This is a genomic window from Tepidicella baoligensis, from assembly GCF_013432195.1.
GTDB classification, from domain to species: Bacteria; Pseudomonadota; Gammaproteobacteria; order Burkholderiales; family Burkholderiaceae_C; genus Tepidicella; species Tepidicella baoligensis.
Genome location: NZ_JACCDB010000013.1, coordinates 42,897 through 66,243, shown reverse-complemented (window position 1 = coordinate 66,243; position 23,347 = coordinate 42,897). Strand labels below are relative to the sequence as shown.

At 63.9% G+C, this 23,347-nt stretch carries 17 protein-coding genes; 2 read left to right on the top strand and 15 right to left on the bottom strand.

Annotated elements, in window-relative coordinates:
• Nucleotides 1-499: LuxR C-terminal-related transcriptional regulator (locus HZS63_RS12070; protein ID WP_180684273.1), on the bottom strand; the 499-nt coding region annotated here is incomplete at its 3' end.
• A gap of 203 nt (nucleotides 500-702) precedes the next feature.
• The gene (locus HZS63_RS12060; protein WP_180684271.1) at nucleotides 703-2,286 is read right to left on the bottom strand and encodes a putative bifunctional diguanylate cyclase/phosphodiesterase; all 1,584 of its coding nucleotides are present in this window, start codon (nucleotides 2,284-2,286) and stop codon (nucleotides 703-705) included.
• 451 nt (nucleotides 2,287-2,737) lie between these two features.
• Here HZS63_RS12060 and HZS63_RS12055 point away from each other — a divergent pair, with 451 nt between their 5' ends.
• Nucleotides 2,738-3,538 carry a PP2C family protein-serine/threonine phosphatase gene (locus HZS63_RS12055; RefSeq protein WP_180684270.1) on the top strand — a complete coding sequence of 267 codons (801 nt, stop codon included), beginning with the start codon at nucleotides 2,738-2,740 and terminating at the stop codon, nucleotides 3,536-3,538.
• A 10-nt stretch (nucleotides 3,539-3,548) separates the two neighbouring features.
• Here HZS63_RS12055 and zapE read toward each other — a convergent pair whose 3' ends face one another.
• The 7 genes from zapE to clpB form a co-directional block, all read right to left on the bottom strand.
• The gene (zapE, locus tag HZS63_RS12050; RefSeq protein WP_180684269.1) at nucleotides 3,549-4,685 is read right to left on the bottom strand and encodes a cell division protein ZapE; all 1,137 of its coding nucleotides are present in this window, start codon (nucleotides 4,683-4,685) and stop codon (nucleotides 3,549-3,551) included.
• Nucleotides 4,686-4,709: 24 nt separating this feature from the next.
• Nucleotides 4,710-6,137 (bottom strand): dihydrolipoyl dehydrogenase, encoded by a 1,428-nt coding sequence (gene lpdA, locus HZS63_RS12045; RefSeq protein ID WP_180684268.1) that lies wholly within the window; start codon nucleotides 6,135-6,137, stop codon nucleotides 4,710-4,712.
• A 16-nt stretch (nucleotides 6,138-6,153) separates the two neighbouring features.
• The gene (odhB, locus tag HZS63_RS12040) at nucleotides 6,154-7,407 is read right to left on the bottom strand and encodes a 2-oxoglutarate dehydrogenase complex dihydrolipoyllysine-residue succinyltransferase (RefSeq protein WP_180684267.1); all 1,254 of its coding nucleotides are present in this window, start codon (nucleotides 7,405-7,407) and stop codon (nucleotides 6,154-6,156) included.
• Nucleotides 7,408-7,445: 38 nt separating this feature from the next.
• Nucleotides 7,446-10,328, bottom strand: coding sequence for a 2-oxoglutarate dehydrogenase E1 component (locus HZS63_RS12035; protein WP_180684266.1), 2,883 nt, complete (start codon nucleotides 10,326-10,328; stop codon nucleotides 7,446-7,448).
• A gap of 518 nt (nucleotides 10,329-10,846) precedes the next feature.
• Nucleotides 10,847-11,215, bottom strand: coding sequence for an ArsR/SmtB family transcription factor (locus HZS63_RS12030; protein WP_180684265.1), 369 nt, complete (start codon nucleotides 11,213-11,215; stop codon nucleotides 10,847-10,849).
• Between the two features lie 130 nt (nucleotides 11,216-11,345).
• Nucleotides 11,346-13,250: a propionate--CoA ligase gene (locus tag HZS63_RS12025; protein WP_180684264.1), complete on the bottom strand. Its 1,905-nt coding sequence runs from the start codon at nucleotides 13,248-13,250 to the stop codon at nucleotides 11,346-11,348.
• Nucleotides 13,251-13,380: 130 nt separating this feature from the next.
• Nucleotides 13,381-15,981, bottom strand: coding sequence for an ATP-dependent chaperone ClpB (clpB, locus tag HZS63_RS12020; protein WP_180684263.1), 2,601 nt, complete (start codon nucleotides 15,979-15,981; stop codon nucleotides 13,381-13,383).
• A gap of 145 nt (nucleotides 15,982-16,126) precedes the next feature.
• On the opposite strand from clpB, the gene HZS63_RS12015 reads away from it, so the two are divergent.
• On the top strand, nucleotides 16,127-17,917 hold the full coding sequence (locus HZS63_RS12015) for a gamma-glutamyltransferase family protein (protein ID WP_180684262.1): 1,791 nt from the start codon (nucleotides 16,127-16,129) through the stop codon (nucleotides 17,915-17,917).
• Between the two features lie 36 nt (nucleotides 17,918-17,953).
• Here the strand turns inward: HZS63_RS12015 and moaE are convergent, their stop codons facing one another.
• From moaE to HZS63_RS11985, 6 genes are read right to left on the bottom strand one after another with little or no spacing between them, the layout of a single operon-like run.
• On the bottom strand, nucleotides 17,954-18,430 hold the full coding sequence (gene moaE / locus HZS63_RS12010) for a molybdopterin synthase catalytic subunit MoaE (RefSeq protein ID WP_180684278.1): 477 nt from the start codon (nucleotides 18,428-18,430) through the stop codon (nucleotides 17,954-17,956).
• Nucleotides 18,431-18,452: 22 nt separating this feature from the next.
• Nucleotides 18,453-18,704, bottom strand: a complete 252-nt coding sequence (gene moaD, locus HZS63_RS12005; protein ID WP_180684261.1) for a molybdopterin converting factor subunit 1 — start codon at nucleotides 18,702-18,704, stop codon at nucleotides 18,453-18,455.
• Between the two features lie 4 nt (nucleotides 18,705-18,708).
• Nucleotides 18,709-20,007: a molybdopterin molybdotransferase MoeA gene (locus HZS63_RS12000; protein ID WP_180684260.1), complete on the bottom strand. Its 1,299-nt coding sequence runs from the start codon at nucleotides 20,005-20,007 to the stop codon at nucleotides 18,709-18,711.
• On the bottom strand, nucleotides 20,004-20,543 hold the full coding sequence (mobB, locus tag HZS63_RS11995) for a molybdopterin-guanine dinucleotide biosynthesis protein B (RefSeq protein ID WP_180684277.1): 540 nt from the start codon (nucleotides 20,541-20,543) through the stop codon (nucleotides 20,004-20,006). Before mobB ends, HZS63_RS12000 begins: the two co-directional genes overlap by 4 nt.
• 27 nt (nucleotides 20,544-20,570) lie before the next feature.
• Nucleotides 20,571-22,001, bottom strand: a complete 1,431-nt coding sequence (gene thrC, locus HZS63_RS11990; RefSeq protein WP_180684259.1) for a threonine synthase — start codon at nucleotides 21,999-22,001, stop codon at nucleotides 20,571-20,573.
• Nucleotides 22,001-23,311, bottom strand: a complete 1,311-nt coding sequence (locus HZS63_RS11985) for a homoserine dehydrogenase (RefSeq protein WP_180684258.1) — start codon at nucleotides 23,309-23,311, stop codon at nucleotides 22,001-22,003. Before HZS63_RS11985 ends, thrC begins: the two co-directional genes overlap by 1 nt.
• Nucleotides 23,312-23,347 lie beyond the last annotated feature (36 nt).

The window sequence follows — 23,347 nt, the reverse complement described above, 5'->3', positions numbered from 1 at the left end:
GCGCTTCGTGTCGAACTCGGGGGGCCCCCAGCTTTTCCTTCAGCCGCCGCTTGTAGGTGTGTGTGGTCTGCGGGCTCACCCCGAGCCGATGGCTGATCGCCTTCTGGGTCAGGCCGGCGAGCAGGAGTTGGCCGACCTCTCGCTCCTGCCGAGACAGTTCGTCTCCGGTCTTTTCCCGGAACGGGTCGACCGTCCCGGTCGATGCTGATGAAAGCGCTGGAGCAGCCGTCACCCCCAGGATGGCCGGGTCCACATAGGTGGTGCCATGCCGCACGGCGTCGATCGCCTCGAACAGCCGATCGCCTGGACTGCTCTTGGTCACGAAGCCGCTGGCACCCAGCTGCAAGGCCCGCAGAACGACCGCGCTCTCGTCATACATGCTCAGCACCACGATGCGCGCCTGGGTGAGTTTCCGCAATCGGGGCAGCACCTTGAGCCCCGGGAGTTCGGCGGAAGGCGGTTCGCCGGCCGGCACCGGAAGGTTCAGATCCAGCAGCACNCGTCATACATGCTCAGCACCACGATGCGCGCCTGGGTGAGTTTCCGCAATCGGGGCAGCACCTTGAGCCCCGGGAGTTCGGCGGAAGGCGGTTCGCCGGCCGGCACCGGAAGGTTCAGATCCAGCAGCACCACATCGGCCAGGCCGAGGCGTGTGCCGATTCTGAGGTTGGTGAGAATGCCCATGGAATGCTCCTAGGTGGATTAAAAGGAAGGCGCTGACACCGGGTCAGCGGTGCGTGACGCAGGCGTCACGGTCGGGCAGCTCCCGAAACGGTTGAGCGTGCAGGCCGACGGGTCGCACGACGAGGGCGCGTGGTTCGTCTCAGGCTCTGGCTCAGACTGGGCTGCAGGTGCCTGCAACCAGCGCTGGGCAAACACGTCAGGTGGCAGGGCGCGGCTGACGTACCAGCCTTGAATCTGACGACAACCCAGCGCCTGCAGCTTGCGGGCTTCGGCTTCCTGTTCAATGCCTTCGGCCACCACCTCCAGCCCCATCACCTCTGCCACGCGAACCACACTGGAGACCAATGCCTGACGGTAAGGGCAAGTGTCGATGCCGGAAATGAACTCTCGGTCGATCTTGACGCAGCGAACCGGCAGGTTCAGCAGGGCCGCCAGAGATGAATAACCGGTGCCGAAATCGTCCAGGGCTAGCGTCGTGCCCAGCTGGCGCAGGCGTTCCAGTGTGGCCAGGCTGTCGGGATCGTCCAATGGCAGCGATTCGGTGACCTCCAGCCTCAACGCACTGGCCGGGACCTCGTATTCCGCCAGCAGTTGCTCGATCAGGGGAGCCAGTTCAGGGTCATGTAACTGAGCCCTGCTCAGGTTGACTGACACCTTCAGGCGCAACATCGCAGCCACGGGCATTTGCGCACGCCACGCCGCCATCTGCTGTATCGCTCGCCTCAGAACCCAGCGCCCCAGGGGGCGGATCAGGTCACTGCCTTCGGCGATCGGGATGAAAGACGCAGGGGAAACGTCTCCCCATTCCGGATGCTTCCAGCGCAGCAGGGCTTCACAACCCATGAGCGTCTTGAGCTCCATCGACACGATCGGCTGGTACTCAAGCGTGAATCCACTGCCATCACATACACAGGCCTGTAAGGCTTGTTGTATGCCCAGACGCTTTACCAAAGCGTCGATTTGTTCGGGTTCGAATGCGGCATGCCGCCCCACGCCCAAGCGCTTGGCTTGTTGAGTGGCCGCGTTGGCATGGGTCAACCAGTCGCTGGCGCTGACCTGCCCGGCGGTGTGCATCACATAACCCACATTTCCACGCACATACAACTGCAAACCGGCCACCGCGAACGGCTTTCGCAGCACCAGAAGCATGTCACGGGCCACGTCTGACGGACTTTTGCCTACGGGCCAAAGGGGAAACCATATCCCGAGTTCATCCGAGCCTACGCGCACCAGACGCGGCGCATGCATCCCGCGCATGCGGGAATGAACGGCGCTGTCATCAGCATGCAGGGAGTGGGCGAAGGCCGTGGAGCGCAGCCGCTGACCGGCTTCGCGCAGCACGTCATCCCCGACCCTGTGGCCACAGGCATCGTTGATGCGCTGGAATTCGTGCAGGTCCAGAACAAAGAGCGCGGCCTTCACCCCGGGCCTGACCCGGTTGAGCCGAGCGATGGCTTCCTTGAGTGCCTGACGGTTGTCGGCCAGGGTCAAGGGATCGCGACGAGCCTGACGCCAGTTGCGTGCATCACGGCGATGCAGCGCCCTTTCCTGAAGCATCGCCTGACGGGTAAAGTGGGCGCCACCCAGCAACAGCAGGGGCATGGTGATCCCCATCAGAATCAAAATGTGAAGCCAGTAACTGCGATCGGGGTACAGATTTCCAAGCAATATGTCCAGGACAACTGCGGCTAAGACGCTGGCAATTGTCCAACCCATGAAGCGCCTCAAGAGGTGCGACATGCGGCTGGTCGATGAAAGAATCGTCCACCCCTCGCTCATCCTCCGAGGGAAATCGGCAGTCTCAAGAAAATTACTGAAAGTGGCATGATCCATCGTCGCTTGGCTCCCGTATGCATGCGATGCTGCAAGTGAATCCGTGTCCATATGGTCTTAGATTGGTTTGTAATAGACATTTGAACCCGGGTTGACCCTGATGTGCTGTCATAAAAACCCAAGCAATCTTGTCGGATATGTCAGATTTTTATGACACGGACCCTGTGTCCTTTTCCCCGGTATGATGAGTTGACCGTTTTTGCTGACCCATCACCACCTCATGGCCCACGGCTTTCGCATCGTCGCCTCCACCGGGATCGATCTGGGCGACCGGGAATACCAGCAGGATCAGCTGCTGTTGACCGCTCACCCTCGCGTCAAGGGCTGCGTGCTCGGCGTGGTAGCCGATGGCATGGGGGGACGCAGCGGCGGGCGCAAAGCTGCAGAACAGGTGTTGCTCACGGCCCAACAGCTTTTTGAGCGCTACGACCCGAACACGGATGACGGCGGCGAGTTCCTGTCCCGTGTGGCTGTGGAGGCGCATGTCGTGATCCGGCTGACGGCGGCCTCCACCGAGCAGGAGCCGCACAGCACCATCGTGGCGTTCGTCATCAACCCCAATGGCGAATGCCATGTCGTGCACTCAGGTGACTCGCGCCTCTACCACTTTCGCCAGGGGATTCTCCAGCACCGGACCCTGGACCATTCGTTCGTCCAGAACCTGGTGGACAAGGGCCAGCTCACCGAAGAGGAAGCACTCAACGATCCGCGAAACAACCTGCTGCTGCACTGCCTGGGTGCCGATCACGAACCCGCGATCGGCACGCACCGGATCGAGCGGCTGGAGGCGGGAGACAGCCTGGTGGCCTGCAGCGACGGCATCTGGCACTATTTCAGCAGCGCCGAGCTCGGGCGGGTGGTTCATCAACTGCCCCCTCGTCAGGCTTGCGAGTTCTTGATCGGCAAAGCCCGGCAACGTGCCGAAGGCCACGGCGACAACATGGCGCTCATCATCGTCAAGCTGGAACCGCTGCCTGTGTCGTCGGCGCGGTCTCGCCCGGGCTCTCTGCCATCGACCTGAGGTGCGGCTTTCAGGTCAGCGAGGTATCTACGTCGCGACGTTCCTGAGCCAGGTATTCCCTGGACTGCATTTCATTGAGGCGCGAGACGGTACGCGGAAACTCGTGGGCCAGCGGCCCGTCGGTGTAGAGCTGCTCTGGCGGCACTTCTGCCGACATGATGAGCTTCACCCGGCGGTCGTACAGCACGTCCACCAGCCAGGTGAAGCGGCGTGCCTCCGAGGCCATGTTCACCGGCATGTGGGGGACATTGCTCAATAGGACGGTATGGAACTGGGTGGCGATCTCGAGATAGTCGTTCTGTGAACGCGGCCCGCCACAGAGGGTGCGGAAGTCGAACCACACCACCCCGCCGGCACGCCGGATGGCACGAATCTCCCTGGATTCGATGTGCAACACCGGGGGCTCGTCGTGCGCCTCGGCCAGCCGCTCGAAAGCGGATTCCATCTCGGCCTCGGCCTCGGGGCCGAGCGGCGTGTGGTACAGACGCACCTGTTCCAACGTGCGCCGCCGGTAGTCGGTGCCGTTGTCCACATTCAGCACTTCCATGGTCTGCTTGAGCAACTCGATCGCCGGGAGGATGCGATCACGATGCAGGCCGTCGGGATACAGGTCGTCCGGATGGAAGTTGCTGGTGGTGACCATGCCGATGCCGTACTTGCGCATCGCATCCAGCACCCGGTGCAGGATCATGGCGTCGGTCACATCGGCCACATGGAATTCGTCGAAGCAAACCAAGCGGTAACGCTTGGCCATGCGCCTGCCCAGTTCGTCGAGTGGGTTGACGGTGCCTTGCAGTTCGGCCAGCTCGCGATGCACCTCGCGCATGAACTCGTGGAAGTGCAGCCGTGTTTTGCGGCGCAGCGGCACGGCATTGTAAAAACAGTCCATCAGAAAGCTCTTGCCACGCCCAACCCCACCGTACATGTACACCCCACGCGGGATGGGCAAGCGGTTGATGAGCTTCTTGATGGGGTTGGAGCGGCGCTGCTTGAAATGAGCCCATTCGGCCGCGCATCGCTCCAACGCCTCGATGGCGCGCAACTGAGCCGGGTCGCTCTTGAACCCCCGGGTTTTCAGCTCTGACTCATAGGCGGCGCGCACCGGCCCGAACACCGGCACACGCCCCCCCGTTGCGCTGACCTGCATCGATGCTGCCTGCTGCCAAGCCTCTCAGAAGTTGAGCGTGCGCTTGTCCACCGCCAGGGCGGCTTCCTTGGTCGCTTCCGACAGCGACGGATGGGCATGACAGATCCGGGCAATGTCCTCGGCGCTGGCCTTGAACTCCATGGCCACCACCGCTTCGGCAATCAGCTCGGAAGCCATGGGGCCGACGATGTGCACACCCAGGATTTCGTCGGTCTTGGCGTCGGCCAGGATCTTCACCATGCCGGTCGTGTCGCCCAACGCGCGAGCGCGGCCATTGGCCAGGAACGGAAAGGTGCCGGCCTTGTAGGCCACGCCATCGGCCTTGAGCTGCTGCTCTGTGCGTCCCACCCAGGCGATTTCCGGGCTGGTGTAGATCACCCAGGGAATGGTGTTGAAATGGACATGCCCATGTTGGCCTGCGATGCGCTCGGCCACGGCCACGCCCTCTTCCTCGGCCTTGTGCGCCAGCATGGGGCCGCGCACCACGTCACCCACCGCCCAGACGCCGGGCAGGTTGGTGCGGCATTCGTCGTCCACCACGATGGCACCGCGTTCGTCCAGTTTCAAACCCACCGCTTCGGCATTCAGGCCGATGGTATTGGGCACACGGCCGATGGAGACGATCAGCTTGTCTGCTTCCAGCCCTCTGCTCTCGCCTTTGGCGTCGGTGTAGGCGATGCTCACGCCCTTCTTGCTGGTGGTGATCTCGCCGACCTTCACGCCCAGCTCGATCTTCAGGCCCTGTTTGTCGAAAGCCTTCTTGGCTTCCTTGGCGATCTGCTCGTCCACGGCACCCAGGAAGGTGGGCAGCCCTTCGAGGATGGTCACCTCCGCTCCGAGGCGACGCCAAACCGACCCCATTTCCAGGCCGATGACGCCTGAGCCGATGACGGCCAGCTTCTTGGGCACGGCGCTCAACCGCAAGGCACCGTCGTTGGACAGGATGTTGACTTCGTCGAACGCCACGCCCGGGAGTGCGCGGGCGTTGGAGCCTGTGGCCACGATGACCTGCTTGGCCACCAGGGTGTCGGGCTTGTCGCCACTCACGGCGATTTCGTAGCCGCCCTCGAAAGCCCGCACAAAAGAACCCCGGCCGTGGAAAAAGCTCACCTTGTTCTTTTTGAACAGGTAGAGAATGCCGTCGTTGTTCTGCTTGACCACGGCGTCTTTGCGGGCCACCATCTTGGCCACGTCCATGGTTACTTTGCCGGTGGAGATACCGTGCTCGGCAAAGTGGTGTTGGGCATGTTCGAAATGCTCGGACGACTGCAGCAACGCCTTGGACGGTATGCAGCCCACGTTGGTGCAGGTACCGCCCGGTGCCGGTCCCCCGGCCGCATTTTTCCATTCATCGATGCAGGCGACCTTGAAGCCGAGCTGCGCCGCACGGATGGCGGCGATGTACCCCCCGGGGCCGGCGCCGATGACGATCACATCAAAAGTCTGGGACATGGTGGCTTTCCAGCGATCAGATGTTGAACAGCAGGCGGGCCGGATCTTCCAGCGCTTCCTTCATCGCCACCAGGCCCAGCACGGCCTCGCGGCCGTCGATGATGCGGTGGTCGTAACTCATGGCCAGGTAGTTGATCGGACGGATCACGATCTGCCCGTTCTCGACCACCGGGCGGTCCTTGGTGGCGTGCACGCCCAGGATGGCCGACTGCGGCGGGTTGATGATGGGGGTGGACAGCATCGAGCCGAACACACCACCGTTGGAGATGGAGAAAGTGCCGCCGGTCATCTCTTCGATGCCCAGTTTGCCATCCTTGGCCTTCTGGCCAAACTCGGCAATTTTCTTCTCGATGTCGGCAAAGCTCATCTGGTCGGCGTTGCGCAGAATGGGCACCACCAGGCCGCGGGGGGACCCGACGGCGATACCGATATCGAAGTAGCCGTGATAGACGATGTCGTTCCCATCCACCGAGGCATTGAGGATCGGGAACTTCTTCAAGGCATGCACGGCGGCTTTCACGAAGAAGCTCATGAAGCCCAGCTTGACGCCGTGCTCCTTCTCGAACTTCTCCTGGAACTTTTTGCGCATCTCCATCACCGGGGCCATGTTCACCTCGTTGAACGTGGTGAGGATGGCGTTGGTGGCCTGCGACTGCAGCAGACGCTCGGCGATGCGGGCGCGCAGACGGCTCATGGGCACGCGCTGCTCGGGGCGGTTGGCCAGATCGGGAGCGACCACCGGCGCGGTCACCTGGGGCAACACCTTGGTCGGCGCACCCGTGGGAATCGTCACGGGAGCTGCAGCGGGTTTGGCCGCGCCGGAAGCGACGGCGGCCAGCACGTCGCCCTTGGTCACGCGGCCGTCCCTGCCGGTGCCCGTGACCGAGCCCGGAGCCAGGTTGTGGTCGGCAATGAGCTTGGCGGCCGCAGGCATGGCCACGGCGCTCATGTCCTTGGCCTGAGCGGCGACGGCGGCAGACGGCGCCGGTGCGGCTGCGGGCGCAGTGGCAGGCGCAGCGGCCACCTTACCGTCGGTATCGATGCGGGCGATCAATTGATCGGACACGACCGTACCCCCATCTGCCACCAACAGTTCAGAGAGCACGCCCGCCGCAGGAGCCGGCACCTCCAGCACCACCTTGTCGGTTTCGATCTCGATCAGGATTTCGTCGGCGGCAACGGGGTCGCCGACTTTTTTCTTCCACTGCAACAGGGTCGCTTCGGCCACGGATTCCGACAGCTGTGGCACTTTGACTTCTACGATAGCCATGATGAATCAGTCCTTGAATGCGTTGTTCTTGGTGTGGGTTACTTGGTCAGGATGAATCCCTTGAGCTTGCCGAAAGCGGCCTCGACCAGGTTCTTTTGCTGGTTCTGGTGCAGGTGGGCATAGCCCACGGCCGGCGAGGCCGAAGCCGCGCGGCCGGCATAGCCCAGGCGCTGACCTTCGAGCATGTTTTCGTGGATGTTGTGCTGCACGAAAAACCACGCGCCCTGGTTTTGCGGTTCGTCCTGGCACCACACGATTTCCGTGGCGTTGGGGTACTTTTTGAGCTCGGCGGCAAAGACCTTGTGCGGGAAGGGATAGAGCTGCTCGACTCGGATGATGGCAACGTCGTTCGCCCCCCGCTCTTCGCGCTTCTTGATGAGGTCGTAGTAAACCTTGCCGGAACAGGAGATGACCCGCTTGACCTTGGCGGCGTTCTTGATCACCTCGGCGTCCTGCTCGGGGATCACGGTCTGGAACCCGCCTTTGGTGAACTCGGACAACGGCGAAGTCGCGTCCTTGTTGCGCAGCAGCGACTTGGGCGTGAAAACGATGAGCGGCTTGCGCAGGTTGCGCACCATCTGCCGGCGTAGCACGTGGAAGATTTGGCTGGCCGTGGTGGGCTGTACCAGCTGCATGTTGGTGTCGGCCGCGAGTTGCATGAAGCGTTCGATACGCGCCGAGCTGTGCTCAGGCCCCTGCCCTTCATAGCCATGCGGCAGGAACAGGGTGATGCCGTTAACCCGGCCCCATTTCACTTCGCCGGAAGCGATGAACTGGTCGATCACCACCTGGGCGCCGTTGGCGAAGTCGCCGAATTGGGCCTCCCAAATCACCAGGGTGTTCGGGTCTGCGGAGGCATAGCCGTATTCGAAACCCAGCACCGCCTCTTCCGAGAGGATGGAGTCGATCACCACGAACGGCGCCTGGTTTTCGGCCACGTTCTGCAGCGGAATGTAGGTTCCCTCGTCGTACCGTTCCCGGTTCTGGTCGTGGATGACGGCGTGGCGGTGGGTGAAAGTGCCCCGGCCACAGTCCTCACCCGAGAGGCGAACCGCATAGCCGCTGGCGACCAATGAGGCAAAAGCCATGTGCTCGCCCATGCCCCAGTCCACGTTGATTTCGCCGCGGCCCATCGCGGCCCGGTCCGCCAACACTTTTTTCACCAGTTGGTGAGGCGTGATGTTGTCAGGCACGTAGGTGATGCGCTCGGCCAGTCGCTTCCACTCGGTCAGCGGAATGGCGGTGTCGGCGGCATCGGTCCATTTCTTGCCCAGGAAGGGCGCCCAGTCCACGGCATATTTGCTCTTGAAGTTGGTGAGCACCGGATCCACCGTGTGCTTGCCGGCATCCATGGCGGCACGGTAGGCCTTGACCATTTCTTCCGGGCCATCCTCGGACAGAATGCCTTGGGCGACGAGCTTGTCGGCGTACAGCTTGCGGGTGCCGGGGTGCTTGGCGATCTTTTTGTACATCAGCGGCTGGGTGAGCGAGGGGGTATCCTGCTCGTTGTGGCCCAGCTTGCGGAAGCAGATGATGTCCACCGCCACATCCTTGGCGAACTCCATGCGGTACTCCAGCGCCAGCTGCATGGCCAGGGCCACTGCCTCCGGGTCATCGCCGTTGACGTGCAGCACGGGCGCTTCGATCATTTTGACGATGTCGGTGCAGTACAGGGTGGAGCGGGCGTCACGCGGGTCGGAGGTGGTGAAGCCGATCTGGTTGTTGATGACGATATGCACCGTACCGCCGGTGGAATAACCACGTGTCATCGACAGGGCCAGCGTCTCCTGCACCACCCCCTGGCCAGCGATGGCGGCGTCGCCATGCACCAGCACCGGCAGTACCTGCTTGCCCTTGGGGTCGCCACGGCGATCCATGCGGGCGCGCACCGAGCCTTCCACCACCGGATTGACGATTTCCAGGTGCGAGGGGTTGAATGCGAGGCTCAAGTGGACCGGGCCGCCCGGGGTGGACACGTCGGAGCTGAAACCCTGGTGGTATTTCACGTCGCCGGCGGGCAAGTCCTCAGGCGCGGTGTGCTCGAATTCGGCGAACAGGTCCTTGGGCATCTTGCCCAGGGTGTTGACGAGCACGTTCAGGCGGCCCCGGTGGGCCATGCCGATGACGATTTCCTGCAAGCCTTTCTCTCCGGCACGCTGGATCAGTTCGTCCATGGCCACGATGAAGCTTTCCCCGCCTTCCAGGGAGAAACGCTTCTGTCCCACGTACTTGGTGTGGAGGAATCGCTCCAGCCCCTCGGCGGCGGTCAGGCGTTCCAGAATGTGCTTTTTCTTTTCTGCTGTGAAGTTGGGTTTGCTGCGAATGCTTTCGAGCTTCTCTTGCCACCAGCGCTTCTGTGCCTGGTCGGAGATGTACATGTACTCGGCCCCGATGGTGCCGCAGTAGGTTTCGCGCAGCGCGTTCAACAGCTCGCGCAGCGGCATGGTCTCGCGACCGAAGAAGGTGTTGCTGGTGTTGAAAACGGTTTCCAGGTCGGCATCGGAAAAGCCGTAAAACGCCGGATCCAGCTCGGGAATGTGTTCCCGTTCGGTGCGCTTGAGGGGGTCGAGATCGGCCCAGCGCTGCCCCACGTTTCGGTAGGCAGCGATGAGTTGCTGGGTGAACACGCGCTTGCGGCCCAAATCGGAATCGGCACCAGCGGCAATGACCACCTGGGTCACGCCCTGCTTGGCGCGTTCGGCGAAGGCGTTGATGACCGGCAGGTGGGGAACGTCACGAGCGTCAGACCCATCCACGGCGGGCACGTGCTGTAGCGCGTCGAAGTAGGCACGCCAGGAATCGGGCACGCTGGTGGGATCGGCCAGATAGTTTTCGTACATCTCTTCGACATAGGGCGCGTTGCCGCCAAAGAGATAGGAGTTGCTTTGGTAAGCAAGGTAGACGCTGTTCGTCTCGCTCATGGGTTCGCTGACCTCCGTTTCCCTGCAGGAAACATTAGCTGGTTGAAAAAACCTTCCGCGACACGGCTGGACCGGTTGGCGGATGCGACAGTGACTGGAAGGACCTGTGCAGCCCGCCATTGTGCCATCGAACGCGAAAGGCTGGCAAAGAATTCGTGCATGTCTCCTGCGGCCGGGCCGAAGGGTGTCGTGCAAACGCACCGGCCCACTTGCCGCCTGAAGGGTTTATTTCTGCTCGGCAGTGTCTTCTTCTTTTTTGACAGGCAGCTGACCCGAGGTGCCGACACTGACGGTGCCCGACCCCACCGAGACGCCTACGCCCACCCCGACACGGCCATCGGTTCCGACACTCACGCCCACCCCGGTGCTTCGCCCTACCGGAACGGACACCCCAAGGTTGGCGGTGCTGCACGCTCCTAGCAGGGCCAGCGCCAGCACAGGCGGGGCAAGGCGAAACAATGAGAGGAAAGACCAATGAGCCATGGCCCATTGTATGGCCTAGTCCGGCCGATGATGAATCAGGGTCGTGGTGACAGGCGCTCGGAGGCTGGAATGCTGGAGGGCTCATCCATTTCGATGGCGATCTGCGTGCATACGGTACGGCACAGCGTCACGGCCCGCTCGCTTTGCACCCGATAGATGACCTGCGTACCTTCTTTGCGCTTGGCCAGCACGCCAGCACGGTACAGGAGGTTGAGATGCTGCGACAGGTTGGGTTGCGTGGTGTCGATTTCGGCCAGCAGCTCGGAAACCGATTTTTCCCGGTCGCACAATGCACTGAGAATGCGCAAACGCATGGGCGTGGCGAGGATGCCGAAGAGTTCGGCCGCCAGTTCGAAAACCCGGGCTTTGTCTTCGCCAGCCTCTGAACCTGTGGTTTCCTGCATATCTCAACGCGCCTTTCTGCACCGCAGACGCCGATGCCGGTGTCACGGCATCTCACGCTTGTTGCTGAAATATGCGAATATTAGCACCCGATATCGGGCCATACCACCAGGCGTACCCAAATGGGTGCGCTCAGGTGGCCAGCAAGTCTCGGATCTGCTGCAAGGCGGCTGGGTCATCCATGGTGGTCAGGTCGCCGGGATCGCGACCTTCGCACACCGCCTGAATGGCGCGGCGCAACAGTTTGCCGGATCGCGTTTTGGGCAGCACGTTGACGAAGCGCACCCGGGCCGGTCGCGCCACCGCTCCGAGCTGCTCGTCCACCAGCTTCATGATTTCGCCTTCGAGCTTGAGCGCCTCTGCCGCAGTGGCCGCCAGAGAGGCGTCCTTGAGCACGGCAAAGGCCACGGCCACCTGCCCCTTGAGCTGATCGGCCACGCCGACCACAGCCACCTCGGCCACGTTGGGGTGGCTGGAAATGCTCTCCTCGATCTCACGGGTGCCCAGGCGGTGCCCCGCCACGTTGATCACGTCGTCGGTGCGCCCCAGGATGAAGAAGTAGCCGTCGGCGTCCTTCACACCCCAGTCGAAGGTGCTGTACATGGTGCGGCCGTGGATGCTCGACCAGTAGGTCTTGACATAACGCTCGTCGTCGCCCCAGACGGTCTGCAGGCAGCCGGGCGGCAGTGGCCCTTCTACGGCGATCACGCCCTTTTTGTGAGGCTCGTTAATTTCCTCGCCGGTGGTTTCGTCGATCAGGCGCACGTCGTAGCCGTATACCGCTTTGCCGGGTGAGCCGAACTTGGTGGGGGCTTTTTCGACGCCGTTGCAGATGGCCATGATGGGCCAGCCGGTCTCGGTCTGCCAGTAGTTGTCGATGATGGGCTTTTGGATCGCGTCGGCGATCCAAGTGGCGGTGGGTTCATCGAGGGGTTCGCCAGCCAGGAACAGCGCCTTGAGGCTGGAGAGGTCGTATTGGGTGAGATAGGCCGGGTCCTGCTTTTTCAGCACCCGAGCCGCCGTCGGGGCCGAGAACATCACGCTGACCTTGTACTTTTCCACCAGACTCCACCAGATGCCCGCATGGGGACGGATGGGCAAGCCTTCGTACATGATGGTGGCCATGCCGTTGATGAGCGGGCCATAGATGATGTAGCTGTGCCCCACCACCCAGCCGATGTCGGAGGTGCAAAAGTAGGTTTCGCCGGGTTCGCCCATGTAGATGTACTTCATGGACGCCGCCAGCGCCACGGCGTAGCCGCCGGTGTCGCGCTGCACACCCTTGGGTTTGCCGGTGGTGCCGCTGGTGTAGAGGATGTAGCTGGGGTGGGTGCTGCCCACCCATTCGCAGGGCACCTGGGCATCCAGGTGCTGGGCACGCAGGGTGGCGTAGTCCAGATCGCGGCCCGCGACCGGGGCCAGGTCTGCCAAACCACGGTTGACCATGACCACGTGGGCGGGCTTGTGCGCAGAGAGGTGGATGGCCTCGTCCAGCAGGTGCTTGTAGGGCACCACCTTGCCGCCGCGCATGCCGGCGTCGGCGCTGACGATGACCTTGGGTTGCGCATCATCGATGCGGCTGGCCAGCGAGTGGCTGGCAAAGCCACCAAACACCACCGAGTGGATGGCGCCGATGCGCACGGCAGCCAGCATGGCAAAGCAGGCCTCGGCGATCATGGGCATGTAGATCAGCACCCGGTCGCCTTTCTTCACGCCGAGCGAGCGGTAGATGGCCGCGAAACGCTGCACCTCCTGGTGCAGTTCGCGGAAGCTGTAGGTTTTTTCGGTGCCGGTCTCGGTGGAGACGAAGATCAGGGCATTCTGGTCGGCACGGTCTTTCAGGTGCCGGTCCACCGCGTTGTGGCACAGATTGGTCTGTCCGCCCTCGAACCAGCGAGCAAACGGCGGGCGGTCGTAATTGCAAACGCGGTCGTGTGGTCGGTGCCAGTCGATCAGAGCGGCTTGCTCGGTCCAGAATGCGTCACGATCATCGATCGAGCGGCGGTAGAAATCGGCGTAGGAAACGTGGGCAGTCATGGAGTCTCCGGTGATCGACAGGCCACCTGGGGTGGCCGAACTCAAACTGAATTCATAATTATCGTCCCTCCGCCTTGCGCCGGGCTGACGATGGCCTGAGAGGCCCACGCCCCCCTCAGGCCAGGAGTCGTCAGTGCACCACGCGCCCAAACTGGAACTGACCCGGGGCCCGGATCGGGTCCACGTCCACCGGGATCTCGCTCTTGGGCGGGAAGCGGCCTTCGAGTATCAGTTTGGACAGCGGGTTTTCGATCCGCTGCTGGATGGCCCGCTTGAGCGGCCGGGCGCCGAACACCGGGTCGAACCCGACCTTGGCCAATTCGGCCAGGGCGGCATCGCTCACCGTGAGCTTCAGATCCATCTTGGCCAGGCGTTCCTCCAACACCTTGAGCTGGATCTTGGCGATGTTGGCAATGTGTTCGGCGTTCAGGCCATGGAACACCACCGTCTCGTCGATGCGGTTGAGGAACTCGGGCCGGAAGTGCTGCTTGAGCTCGCCCCACACCGCGTCCTTGATGTCCTCGGCATCCTGCCCGACCATGGCCTGGATCAGGTGCGAGCCGATGTTGCTCGTCATCACGATCACCGTGTTCTTGAAGTCCACGGTGCGGCCCTGGCCGTCGGTGAGCCGCCCGTCGTCCAACACCTGCAACAGCACGTTGAACACGTCGGGATGGGCCTTTTCCACCTCGTCCAGCAGGATGACGCTGTACGGTTTGCGGCGCACGGCCTCGGTCAGGTAGCCGCCTTCGTCGTAACCCACGTAGCCCGGAGGCGCGCCGATCAGGCGGCTCACCGAGTGTTTCTCCATGAATTCGCTCATGTCGATGCGGATCAGGTGCTCTTCGCTGTCGAACAGGAAGGCCGCCAACGCCTTGCACAGCTCGGTCTTGCCCACGCCGGTGGGCCCCAGGAACAGGAAGCTGCCCAGCGGTCGATTGGGGTCGCTCAAGCCCGCACGGCTGCGGCGGATGGCGTTGGCCACGGCCGTGATGGCCTCGTCCTGCCCGACCACGCGCTCGTGCAGCTTCTCCTCCATATGAAGCAGCTTGTCACGCTCGCCTTGCATCAACTTGCTCACGGGAATGCCCGTGGCGCGCGCCACCACCTCGGCGATTTCCTCGGCACCCACCTGGGTGCGCAGCAGCTTCGGCCCAGCCGTGGTACCGCCTGCTTCTTCCTTGGCCTGGGCGTCCTTCAGACGTTTTTCCAACTCGGGCAGCTTGCCGTATTGCAGCTCGGCCACTTTGTTGAAATCACCCTTGCGCTTGAACTCTTCGATCTGGATCTTGGTCTGCTCGATCTCTTTGCGCACTTGCTCGGAGCCCTGCGCGGCGGCCTTCTCGCTCTTCCACACCTCTTCCAGGTCGGCCAGCTCGCGCTCCAGCTTGGCGATCTCGTCCTCGATCAGGCCCAGCCGCTTGATGGAGGCTTCGTCCTTTTCCTTTTTCACCGCCTCGCGCTCGATCTTGAGCTGGATCAGGCGGCGATCCAGTTTGTCCATGGCCTCGGGCTTGGAGTCGATTTCGATCTTGATCTTGGCCGCCGCCTCGTCGATCAGGTCGATGGCCTTGTCGGGCAAGAAACGGTCGGTGATGTAGCGATGACTCAACTCGGCCGCCGCCACGATGGCCGGGTCGGTGATCTCGACGCCGTGGTGTACTTCGTAACGTTCCTGCAAGCCGCGCAGGATGGCGATGGTCGCCTCCACGGTCGGCTCTTCCACCAGCACCTTCTGGAAGCGACGCTCCAGTGCGGCGTCTTTTTCGATGTATTTGCGGTATTCGTCCAGCGTGGTCGCGCCGATGCAGTGCAGCTCGCCGCGCGCCAGCGCCGGCTTGAGCATGTTGCCCGCGTCGATGGCGCCTTCGGCCTTGCCCGCGCCCACCATGGTGTGGATTTCGTCGATGAACAGGATGATGCGACCTTCCTCCTGTGCCACTTCCTTGAGCACGGCCTTCAAGCGCTCTTCGAACTCGCCACGGAACTTGGCACCCGCCAACAGGCCCGCCATGTCCAGCGCCAGCACCTTCTTGTCCTTGAGCGTATCAGGCACCTCACCCGCCACGATGCGCTGCGCCAGCCCCTCGACGATGGCGGTCTTGCCCACGCCGGGCTCGCCGATCAGCACCGGGTTGTTCTTGCTGCGGCGCTGCAACACCTGAATGGTGCGGCGGATCTCGTCGTCGCGGCCGATCACAGGGTCCAGCTTGCCCTGCGCGGCACGTTCGGTCAGGTCCAGGGTGTACTTCTTCAGGGCCTCTCGCTGCCCTTCGGCCTCGGGGTTGTCCACCTTCTGGCCACCGCGAACGGCATCGATGGCCGCCTCCAGCGCTGGGCGCTTCAGGCCCGCCTTGCGAGCTTCTTCGGCCAGGGCCATTTTGCCGTCGGCCAGGGCGAGCAGGAACAGCTCGCTGGCCACGAACTGGTCGCCACGTTTGATGGCTTCCTTTTCAGCCGCCTGTAGCAGCGTCACCGTGTCGCGGCTGACCTGCACCTGCTCCTGCCCCTGCACCTGCGGGAGTTTGGCGATGGCCTCGTCTGCGGCTTTGCTCAGTGCGGCCACGTTCACGCCCGCTCGCTGTAGCAGCGACTTGGGACCGTCCTGCTGGCGCAGCATGGCGGCCAGGACGTGGGCTGGCTCTATGTAGGCGTGGTCCTGCCCCAGGGCCAGCGTCTGGGCTTCGGCCAAGGCCTCCTGGAACTTCGTGGTGAGTTTGTCGATGCGCATGCAGATGCTCCTGCTGATGAATGAACTGAAGCCATGTTGGGGATGGTGGCAGGGGTTTTCAAGTGAAGGGTGGCAGGGAAACCGATCGTCAAGCGGCACTTTGTCGTACCCTTTGGCCTGCACGTTGAACGCTCCGGACCCCACCATGCCATCCATTCTTCACGCTTTCCTGCTGTCGGTCCTGCTGCTGGCCGCCTGTGGCACGCCAACCCCCACGTTGTCTGTCGATGCGTCCCTGGCGCCCGAAGGCGACTCGGGCCTCAGCGCCAAACCGGGCTGGCAGACCACCCGCTTTGCCGTTGCCGCAGCCAATCCGTTGGCCACCGAGGCGGGCTACCAGGTGCTTCAAGCCGGCGGCAGCGCGGTGGATGCCGCCGTCGCCGTGCAGATGGTGCTCACGTTGGTGGAGCCCCAGTCCAGCGGCATCGGCGGTGGTGCCTTTCTGCTGCATTTCGACGGTCGAACCGTCGAGGCTTACGACGGGCGCGAAACCGCCCCCGCAGCTGCCGATGAGGACCTTTTTCTGCAAGCCGACGGCAAGCCCATGGCGTTCATGGACGCTGCCGTAGGTGGGCGTGCGGTGGGCGTGCCCGGCGCGGTTCGCATGCTGGAGCTGGCCCACCGACGGCACGGTACCCTACCCTGGGCCACGCTGCTCCAGCCGGCCATCGCGCTGGCCGAACGGGGCTTTCCGGTCAGTCCCCGGCTGCACACGCTGCTCGCAGCGGAGCGCCACCTCCAGCAAGACCCGGTGGCCGCCGCCTACTTCTACGACGCCAGCGGTCAACCCTGGCCGGTGGGGCATGTGCTGAAGAACCCCGAACTGGCCGAGGTGCTTCGGGGCATCGCGGCGCACGGCTCCCAAGCCCTGCACGAGGGGCCGGTGGCCCAGGCCATTGTGGACAAGGTGCGCAGCCACCCCACCAACCCGGGCCGCATGACGCTGGCCGATCTGTCAGGCTACCAGCCGATCCAGCGCGAGCCTCTCTGCCATGACCACGGCGTGCCGCCGCAGAGGCAGTGGCGGCTCTGCGGCTTTCCACCCCCGAGTTCGGGTGCCCTCGCCATCGGTCAGATCCTGGGCATTCTGCAGCACACACCGGGTGCCGCATTACCCTTGGGTGCGGACGGATTGCCTACCGCCGACTGGCTGCACTTCTACACCGAGGCCGCCCGGCTCGCTTTCGCCGACCGGGCGCAATACGTCGCCGATCCCGATTTCGTTGCCCCGCCCGCCGGCACCTGGATGAGCCTGCTGTCCCCGGCCTACCTGGCCGAGCGCGCCCGATTGATCGGTGAACAATCCATGCAAGTGGCTCAACCCGGTCGCCCACCCGGCACCCAGACCAGCTTCGCCCCCATGCCCGAGCAGCCGCAATACGGCACCAGTCACATCAGCATCATCGATGCCCAGGGCCGAGCCGTGGCCATGACCACCACCATCGAGGCCGCCTTCGGTTCGCGTCAGATGGTCCGGGGCTTCTTGCTCAACAACCAGTTGACCGATTTCAGCTTCGTGCCCCGAAACGCCGAGGGACAAGCCATCGCCAACCGTGTGCAGCCGGGCAAACGCCCACGCTCGTCCATGTCGCCCACGCTGGTGTTCGATCGCTCCAGCGGGCAACTGGTGATGAGTGCCGGCAGCCCCGGTGGGGCGTTGATCATCCACTACACGGCCAAGACGCTGTGGGGCACCCTGCACTGGGGCCTGAATCCGCAGCAGGCCATCGACCTGCCCAACTTCGGCTCCACCAACGGCCCCACGCTGCTGGAAGCGCAACGCTTTCCCGCCGCCACCGTTCAGGCGCTTGAAGCACGCGGGCACGAGGTGCGGGAAATGCCCATGACCAGCGGGTTGCAGGCCATCCAGCGTGTTCCCGGGGGGTATTTCGGTGGTGCCGACCCGCGCCGCGAAGGCGTGGTCATGGGGGATTGATCTGCCAGCAGGTGAAGTGGCGCAGGTAAAGGGGTTTTAGCCGTTGCGGCTGTCGATGCCCCAGCGGGCCAGCGCGGCGTCATCGCTGACCCGGGCGTCCACCCAGCGGGCGCCATCGGGCGTCTGTTCCTTCTTCCAGAACGGTGCCTGCGTCTTGAGGTAGTCCATGAGGAATTCACAGGCCTGGAAGCTCTCGCCCCGATGGGCCGAGGTCACGGCCACCAGGACGATCTGATCCATCGGTTGCAACAACCCCACACGGTGGATGACACGGGCGCCGAAGATGTCGAAGCGCCGGTGCGCCTCGTCGATCATGGCCTCGATGGCCTTTTCGGTCATGCCAGGGTAGTGCTCCAGCTCCATGGTGGAGACGCTGAGCCCGTCATTCCGGTCCCGCACCGTGCCCACAAAGGCACAGACCGCGCCCACACGGGCGTCGGCGGCACGCAACGCGGCCACTTCGGCCCCGAGATCGAAATCCCCGGTCTGGATGCGGACGCGGGCCGTGCTCATGGTCGTCATGGTCGGCTCCGGCTCAGCCACCGGTCACGGGCGGAAAGAACGCCACCTCGGCGCCGGGGCGCAGTGGGGTGGCGTCATCGGCCATGGCATGATCGACGGAGGCGCGTACCGCCTTGCCTCGGGCCAAAGCTTCGGCCCAGGCACCGCCACGCGCCACGAGCTCGTCGCGCAGCGCCCCCACGGTGGCGGCAGAGGTCTGCAGCGTGGTTTCCGGCGTGCCCACCGCTTCGCGGATGGCGGCAAAGAAACGGACATGGATGGTCATGGCGTCAGGACAACAGGGCATCGAAAGAAAGGTAGCGCACTTCGTCGCCGTGTGCAATGGCCTGACCCGGCGGATTGTCCACCAGGCCATCGCCCCACACGACCGAAGTCAGCACGCCCGAACTCTGGTTGGGAAACAGCTCCAGCCCGCCTTGGGCATTGCGGCGCACGCGCAGGAACTCCCGGCGCTTGTCGCCCTTGGGCAGGTCGAAATGGGCCGTCATCGGTATGGGTTGCGGCAACCCGTCGGCCTCGGGCCCTTGAACCCCCTGCAAGCGACGCAGGAATGGCCGCACCAGCAACAGAAAGGTGACGAAGCTCGACACCGGGTTCCCAGGCAATCCCACGAAGTGACAGCGTCCATGGCCCGAAGCCCTGGTTACCCAACCATGGGCAAAGGGCTTGCCCGGCTTCATGCCGACCTGCCACAGGTCCAGCGCACCGAGTTGCTGCACAGCCGGCTTGATGTGGTCTTCCTCCCCCACCGAGACGCCACCGCTGGTGAGGATGACGTCGTGAGCCTCGGCGGCCGAACGCAAGGCCGCCACCGTCGCTTCGCGCTGATCGGGCACAATGCCCAGATCGCTCACCTCGCAGCCCAGGCGGTGCAACAGGGCCCGCAGGAAAAACCGGTTGGAGTTGTAGATGGCGCCAGGCCGCATCTGCTCGGGCGCCACCTCACCGGGCATGACCAGTTCGTCACCCGTGGAAAACAGCGCCACCCGCACCCGCCGCCATACCGGCAACTGGGCAAAGCCCACGCTCGCGGCCAAGCCGAGTTCGGCCGGTCCCAGGCGCTGACCAGCAGGCAGTACCACGGCACCGCGGCGCACGTCTTCACCCTGCCGCCGTATCCACTGGCCCGCCTGAGGGATGGCATGAAAGCGCACGAGCGTTTGCCCCCCTGCTTCGCCCACGACTTCGGCGTCTTCCTGCATGACCACGGCGTCCGCGCCGGGGGGCAGGGGCGCGCCGGTGAAAATCCGCGCCACCGTGCCGGGCTTCAAGGCCGACCCGAAATGCCCCGCTGGTATGCGCTGCGATACCGGCAAGCTCCCACCCGCTGCGGCGAGCAAATCGGCGCAACGCACGGCGTAGCCGTCCATGGACGTATTGTCATAACCCGGCACGTCGAGCGCCGACACCAGGTCTTGTGCCAACACACGCTGATCGGCGTCGAACGTGGGCACCGTCTCGGTTTGTGCGACCGGCTGCACGCTGCTCAGGAGTCCAGCGATCGCGTCTTCCAGCCGCATCAGGCCGGGCCGTGGCTTGGCCGCCAGCGACGAAGCAGGGTCACTCATACAGCGTCAGGCTCCGGAAAACGATAGTCGAACCGATGGGCATGCGCCTGCATCCAGGCCACCACGGCCTGCGGGTCGTTGATGTCCAGCACAGGCAAGCCGGTGGGCTCCGGCAGCTTGGCCGGATCGTCTGTGACCACCGCCACCACGAAGGGGTCCAGGGGATAGAGCGCCAGCCCGCCGGGCTGCTGTCGCCAGAGTTCCAGCTTGGGGATGTCGGCATCGCGGAAGCCGTCCACCAACACCCAGTCGGCCACGGGTGAGAGTTCGGCCAGCATCTGGTGGACCGTGAGCGCGACCTCGCACTCGAACTCGCGCATGAGCACCAGACGCCGTGACGACGCCACCACCACCTCGAACGCGCCGGCCTCGCGGTGCCGGAAGCTGTCTTTGCCGGGGTGGTCCACATCGGGGCCGTGATGGGCATGCTTGACCACCGACACCCGCTGACCCTGGGCCCGCAGTGCGGGAATGAGGCGTTCGATCAGGGTGGTCTTGCCCACTCCGGAGAGACCGGCAAATCCTGTCACGCGCATGTCACCTGCCATCAGCGACCACTCCACTCAGATTGAACATTGTGCAGCGATGTAGGCCTTGACCTGCTCGGCGTCGGCCGACATGATCTGCACCCGCTTGGGCAGGGCTTCGATGCCCTGGAAGCGGGCTGGACGATCGGGCTCTCGGCCCAGGGCTTCAACGATGGTTTGCGCGAACTTGATGGGCAGCGCCGTCTCCAGCACGATCATCGGCACGCCATGCACGAGGTGTTCACGCGCCACCTTCACGCCGTCGGCGGTGTGGGTGTCGATCATCTGGCCGAAGCGCGCCCAGGTGTCGCGGATGGTGCGCAGCCGGTCTGCATGCGTGCTCTTGCCGCTGGCGAAGCCGTAGCGATTCGCGGCCAGCGGGAAATGTGGGTCGCGGCTCAGGTCGAAACGGCCCTCGCGCGCCAGCGCTTCGCCGAACAGGGCTTGTGTGCGGGCCGCGTCGCGCCCCAGCAGGTCGAAGATGAAACGTTCGAAGTTGCTCGCTTTCGAAATGTCCATCGACGGGCTCGACGTCTCAAAAGTGTCGGCACTGCCGCGCACGCGGTACACGCCGGTGCGGAAGAACTCGTCGAGCACGTCGTTTTCGTTGGTGGCCACCACCAGCTGGTGGATGGGAAGCCCCATCATGCGCGCCACATGGCCGGCACACACGTTGCCGAAGTTGCCGCTCGGCACCGTAAAGCTGACCTTCTGGCCGTTGGACGCCGTGGCCTGGATGTAACCGGCAAAGTAGTACACCACCTGCGCCAGCAGCCGTGCCCAGTTGATGGAGTTGACCGTGCCGATCTTGTACCGGCGCTTGAATGCCAAGTCGTTGCTCACCGCCTTGACGATGTCCTGGCAGTCGTCGAACACGCCTTCGATGGCGATGTTGTGGATGTTGGCGTCCTGCAGGCTGAACATCTGCGCCTGCTGGAACGGGCTCATGCGGCCATGCGGGCTGGTCATGAAGACGCGTACGCCTTTCTTGCCACGCATGGCGTGCTCGGCCGCGCTGCCGGTGTCGCCGCTGGTGGCGCCCAGGATGTTGAGCTCTTCACCTCGGCGCGCCAGTTCGTATTCGAACAGGTTGCCCAGCAGCTGCATGGCCATGTCTTTGAAGGCCAGCGTGGGGCCGTTGGACAATGCCTCCAGCCAGAGCCCGTCCTCCAGCGCGCGCAAGGGCACGATCTCGGGCGTACCGAACACCTCGGCGGTGTAGGTCTTGGCACACAGGGCGCGCAGATCGGCCGCGGGGATGTCGTCGATGTAGAGCGACAGCACCTCGAACGCCAGTTCCGCGTAACCCTGTTCGCGATAGACCTGGCGCCAGCGGGTGAGTGTGGCGTCGTCCACCTGCGGGTAGTGCTCGGGCAGGTACAGGCCGCCATCGGGTGCCAGGCCCTCGAGCAGGATCTCGCAGAAACGCTTGCGGTCCGCGTGACCTCGGGTGGAGAGGTAGCGCATCAGGCCAGCTCCTCCTTGCGGATGCGCACGATCGGAGCCAGCACGGTGGGCAACCCCTGCATGTGAGCGATGGCGTCGTTCATGGTGCCTTCGCGCGTGCTGTGGGTCAGGATGATGAGGTCGGTCTGGCGACTGCCCTCCTCGGCTTCGCGTTGCAACACGGCGTCGATGCTGATGCCGGCCTCGGCCAGCAGGCCCGTGACCTTGGCCAGCACCCCCGCCTCGTCGGCGACGCGCAGGCGCAGGTAGTAGCTCGTGACCACCTCGCTCATGGGCAGGACCGGCAGGTCGCTCATCGACGCCGGCTGGAACGCCAGGTGCGGCACGCGGTTGAGGGGGTCGGCGGTGTGCAGGCGGGTCACGTCCACCAGGTCGGCGATGACGGCGCTGGCCGTGGGCTCGCTGCCCGCGCCCTTGCCGTAGTACAGCGTGGTGCCCACGGCATCGCCCTGCACCACCACGGCGTTCATGGCGCCTTCCACGTTGGCGATCAGGCGCTTGGCGGGGACCAGGCAGGGATGCACGCGCAGCTCGATGCCCTGCTCCGCGCGCTTGGTGATGCCCAGCAGCTTGATGCGGTAGCCCAGCTGCTCGGCGTAACGGATGTCGGCCGCCTCCAGCTTGGTGATGCCTTCCACGTGGGCCTTGTCGAACTGCACCGGAATGCCGAAGGCAATCGCGCTCATGATGGTCGCCTTGTGCGCGGCGTCCACGCCCTCGATGTCGAAGGTCGGGTCGGCTTCGGCGTAGCCCAGGCGCTGGGCCTCCTTGAGCGCCATGTCGAAATCCAGCCCCTGTTCGCGCATTTCCGACAGGATGAAGTTGGTGGTGCCGTTGATGATGCCGGCCACCCACTGGATCTGGTTGGCGGTCAGCCCCTCGCGCAGCGCCTTGATGATGGGAATGCCACCGGCCACGGCGGCCTCGAACGCCACCATAACGCCCTTGGCCTGCGCGGCCGCGAAGATTTCGGTGCCATGCACGGCAAGCAAGGCTTTGTTGGCCGTGACCACATGCTTGCCAGCATCGATGGCCTCCATCACCAGCGCCTTGGCAATGCCGTAGCCGCCAATGAGTTCGACCACGATGTCGATATCGGGATTGGCAATCACCTGCCGGGCGTCATTGACCACCCGCACGCCCTCGCCCACGATGGATTGGGCACGCGCCACGTCCAGGTCGGCGACCATGGCAATTTCGATGCCGCGGCCGGCGCGGCGCTGAATCTCCGCCTGATTGCGTTTGAGCACATGGAACACACCACTGCCTACGGTTCCTATGCCCAGCAGGCCCACTTGTATCGGTTTCATATCGGTTCGGTTCTCGGTCAGAAAGGTGGATGGTGA

What these genes read in the sequence shown, in the direction of transcription:
- HZS63_RS12060 (WP_180684271.1), bottom strand. Translation starts at nt 2,286, where the DNA reads ATGCCCCTGCTGTTGCTGGGTGGCGCCCACTTTACCCGTCAGGCGATG.
- HZS63_RS11985 (WP_180684258.1), bottom strand. Translation starts at nt 23,311, where the DNA reads ATGAAACCGATACAAGTGGGCCTGCTGGGCATAGGAACCGTAGGCAGT.
- moaD (WP_180684261.1), bottom strand. Translation starts at nt 18,704, where the DNA reads ATGACCATCCATGTCCGTTTCTTTGCCGCCATCCGCGAAGCGGTGGGC.
- HZS63_RS12035 (WP_180684266.1), bottom strand. Translation starts at nt 10,328, where the DNA reads ATGAGCGAGACGAACAGCGTCTACCTTGCTTACCAAAGCAACTCCTAT.
- HZS63_RS12030 (WP_180684265.1), bottom strand. Translation starts at nt 11,215, where the DNA reads ATGCAGGAAACCACAGGTTCAGAGGCTGGCGAAGACAAAGCCCGGGTT.
- moaE (WP_180684278.1), bottom strand. Translation starts at nt 18,430, where the DNA reads ATGAGCACGGCCCGCGTCCGCATCCAGACCGGGGATTTCGATCTCGGG.
- odhB (WP_180684267.1), bottom strand. Translation starts at nt 7,407, where the DNA reads ATGGCTATCGTAGAAGTCAAAGTGCCACAGCTGTCGGAATCCGTGGCC.
- HZS63_RS12000 (WP_180684260.1), bottom strand. Translation starts at nt 20,007, where the DNA reads ATGAGTGACCCTGCTTCGTCGCTGGCGGCCAAGCCACGGCCCGGCCTG.
- HZS63_RS12015 (WP_180684262.1), top strand. Translation starts at nt 16,127, where the DNA reads ATGCCATCCATTCTTCACGCTTTCCTGCTGTCGGTCCTGCTGCTGGCC.
- clpB (WP_180684263.1), bottom strand. Translation starts at nt 15,981, where the DNA reads ATGCGCATCGACAAACTCACCACGAAGTTCCAGGAGGCCTTGGCCGAA.
- HZS63_RS12055 (WP_180684270.1), top strand. Translation starts at nt 2,738, where the DNA reads ATGGCCCACGGCTTTCGCATCGTCGCCTCCACCGGGATCGATCTGGGC.
- lpdA (WP_180684268.1), bottom strand. Translation starts at nt 6,137, where the DNA reads ATGTCCCAGACTTTTGATGTGATCGTCATCGGCGCCGGCCCCGGGGGG.
- mobB (WP_180684277.1), bottom strand. Translation starts at nt 20,543, where the DNA reads ATGCGCGTGACAGGATTTGCCGGTCTCTCCGGAGTGGGCAAGACCACC.
- thrC (WP_180684259.1), bottom strand. Translation starts at nt 22,001, where the DNA reads ATGCGCTACCTCTCCACCCGAGGTCACGCGGACCGCAAGCGTTTCTGC.
- HZS63_RS12025 (WP_180684264.1), bottom strand. Translation starts at nt 13,250, where the DNA reads ATGACTGCCCACGTTTCCTACGCCGATTTCTACCGCCGCTCGATCGAT.
- zapE (WP_180684269.1), bottom strand. Translation starts at nt 4,685, where the DNA reads ATGCAGGTCAGCGCAACGGGGGGGCGTGTGCCGGTGTTCGGGCCGGTG.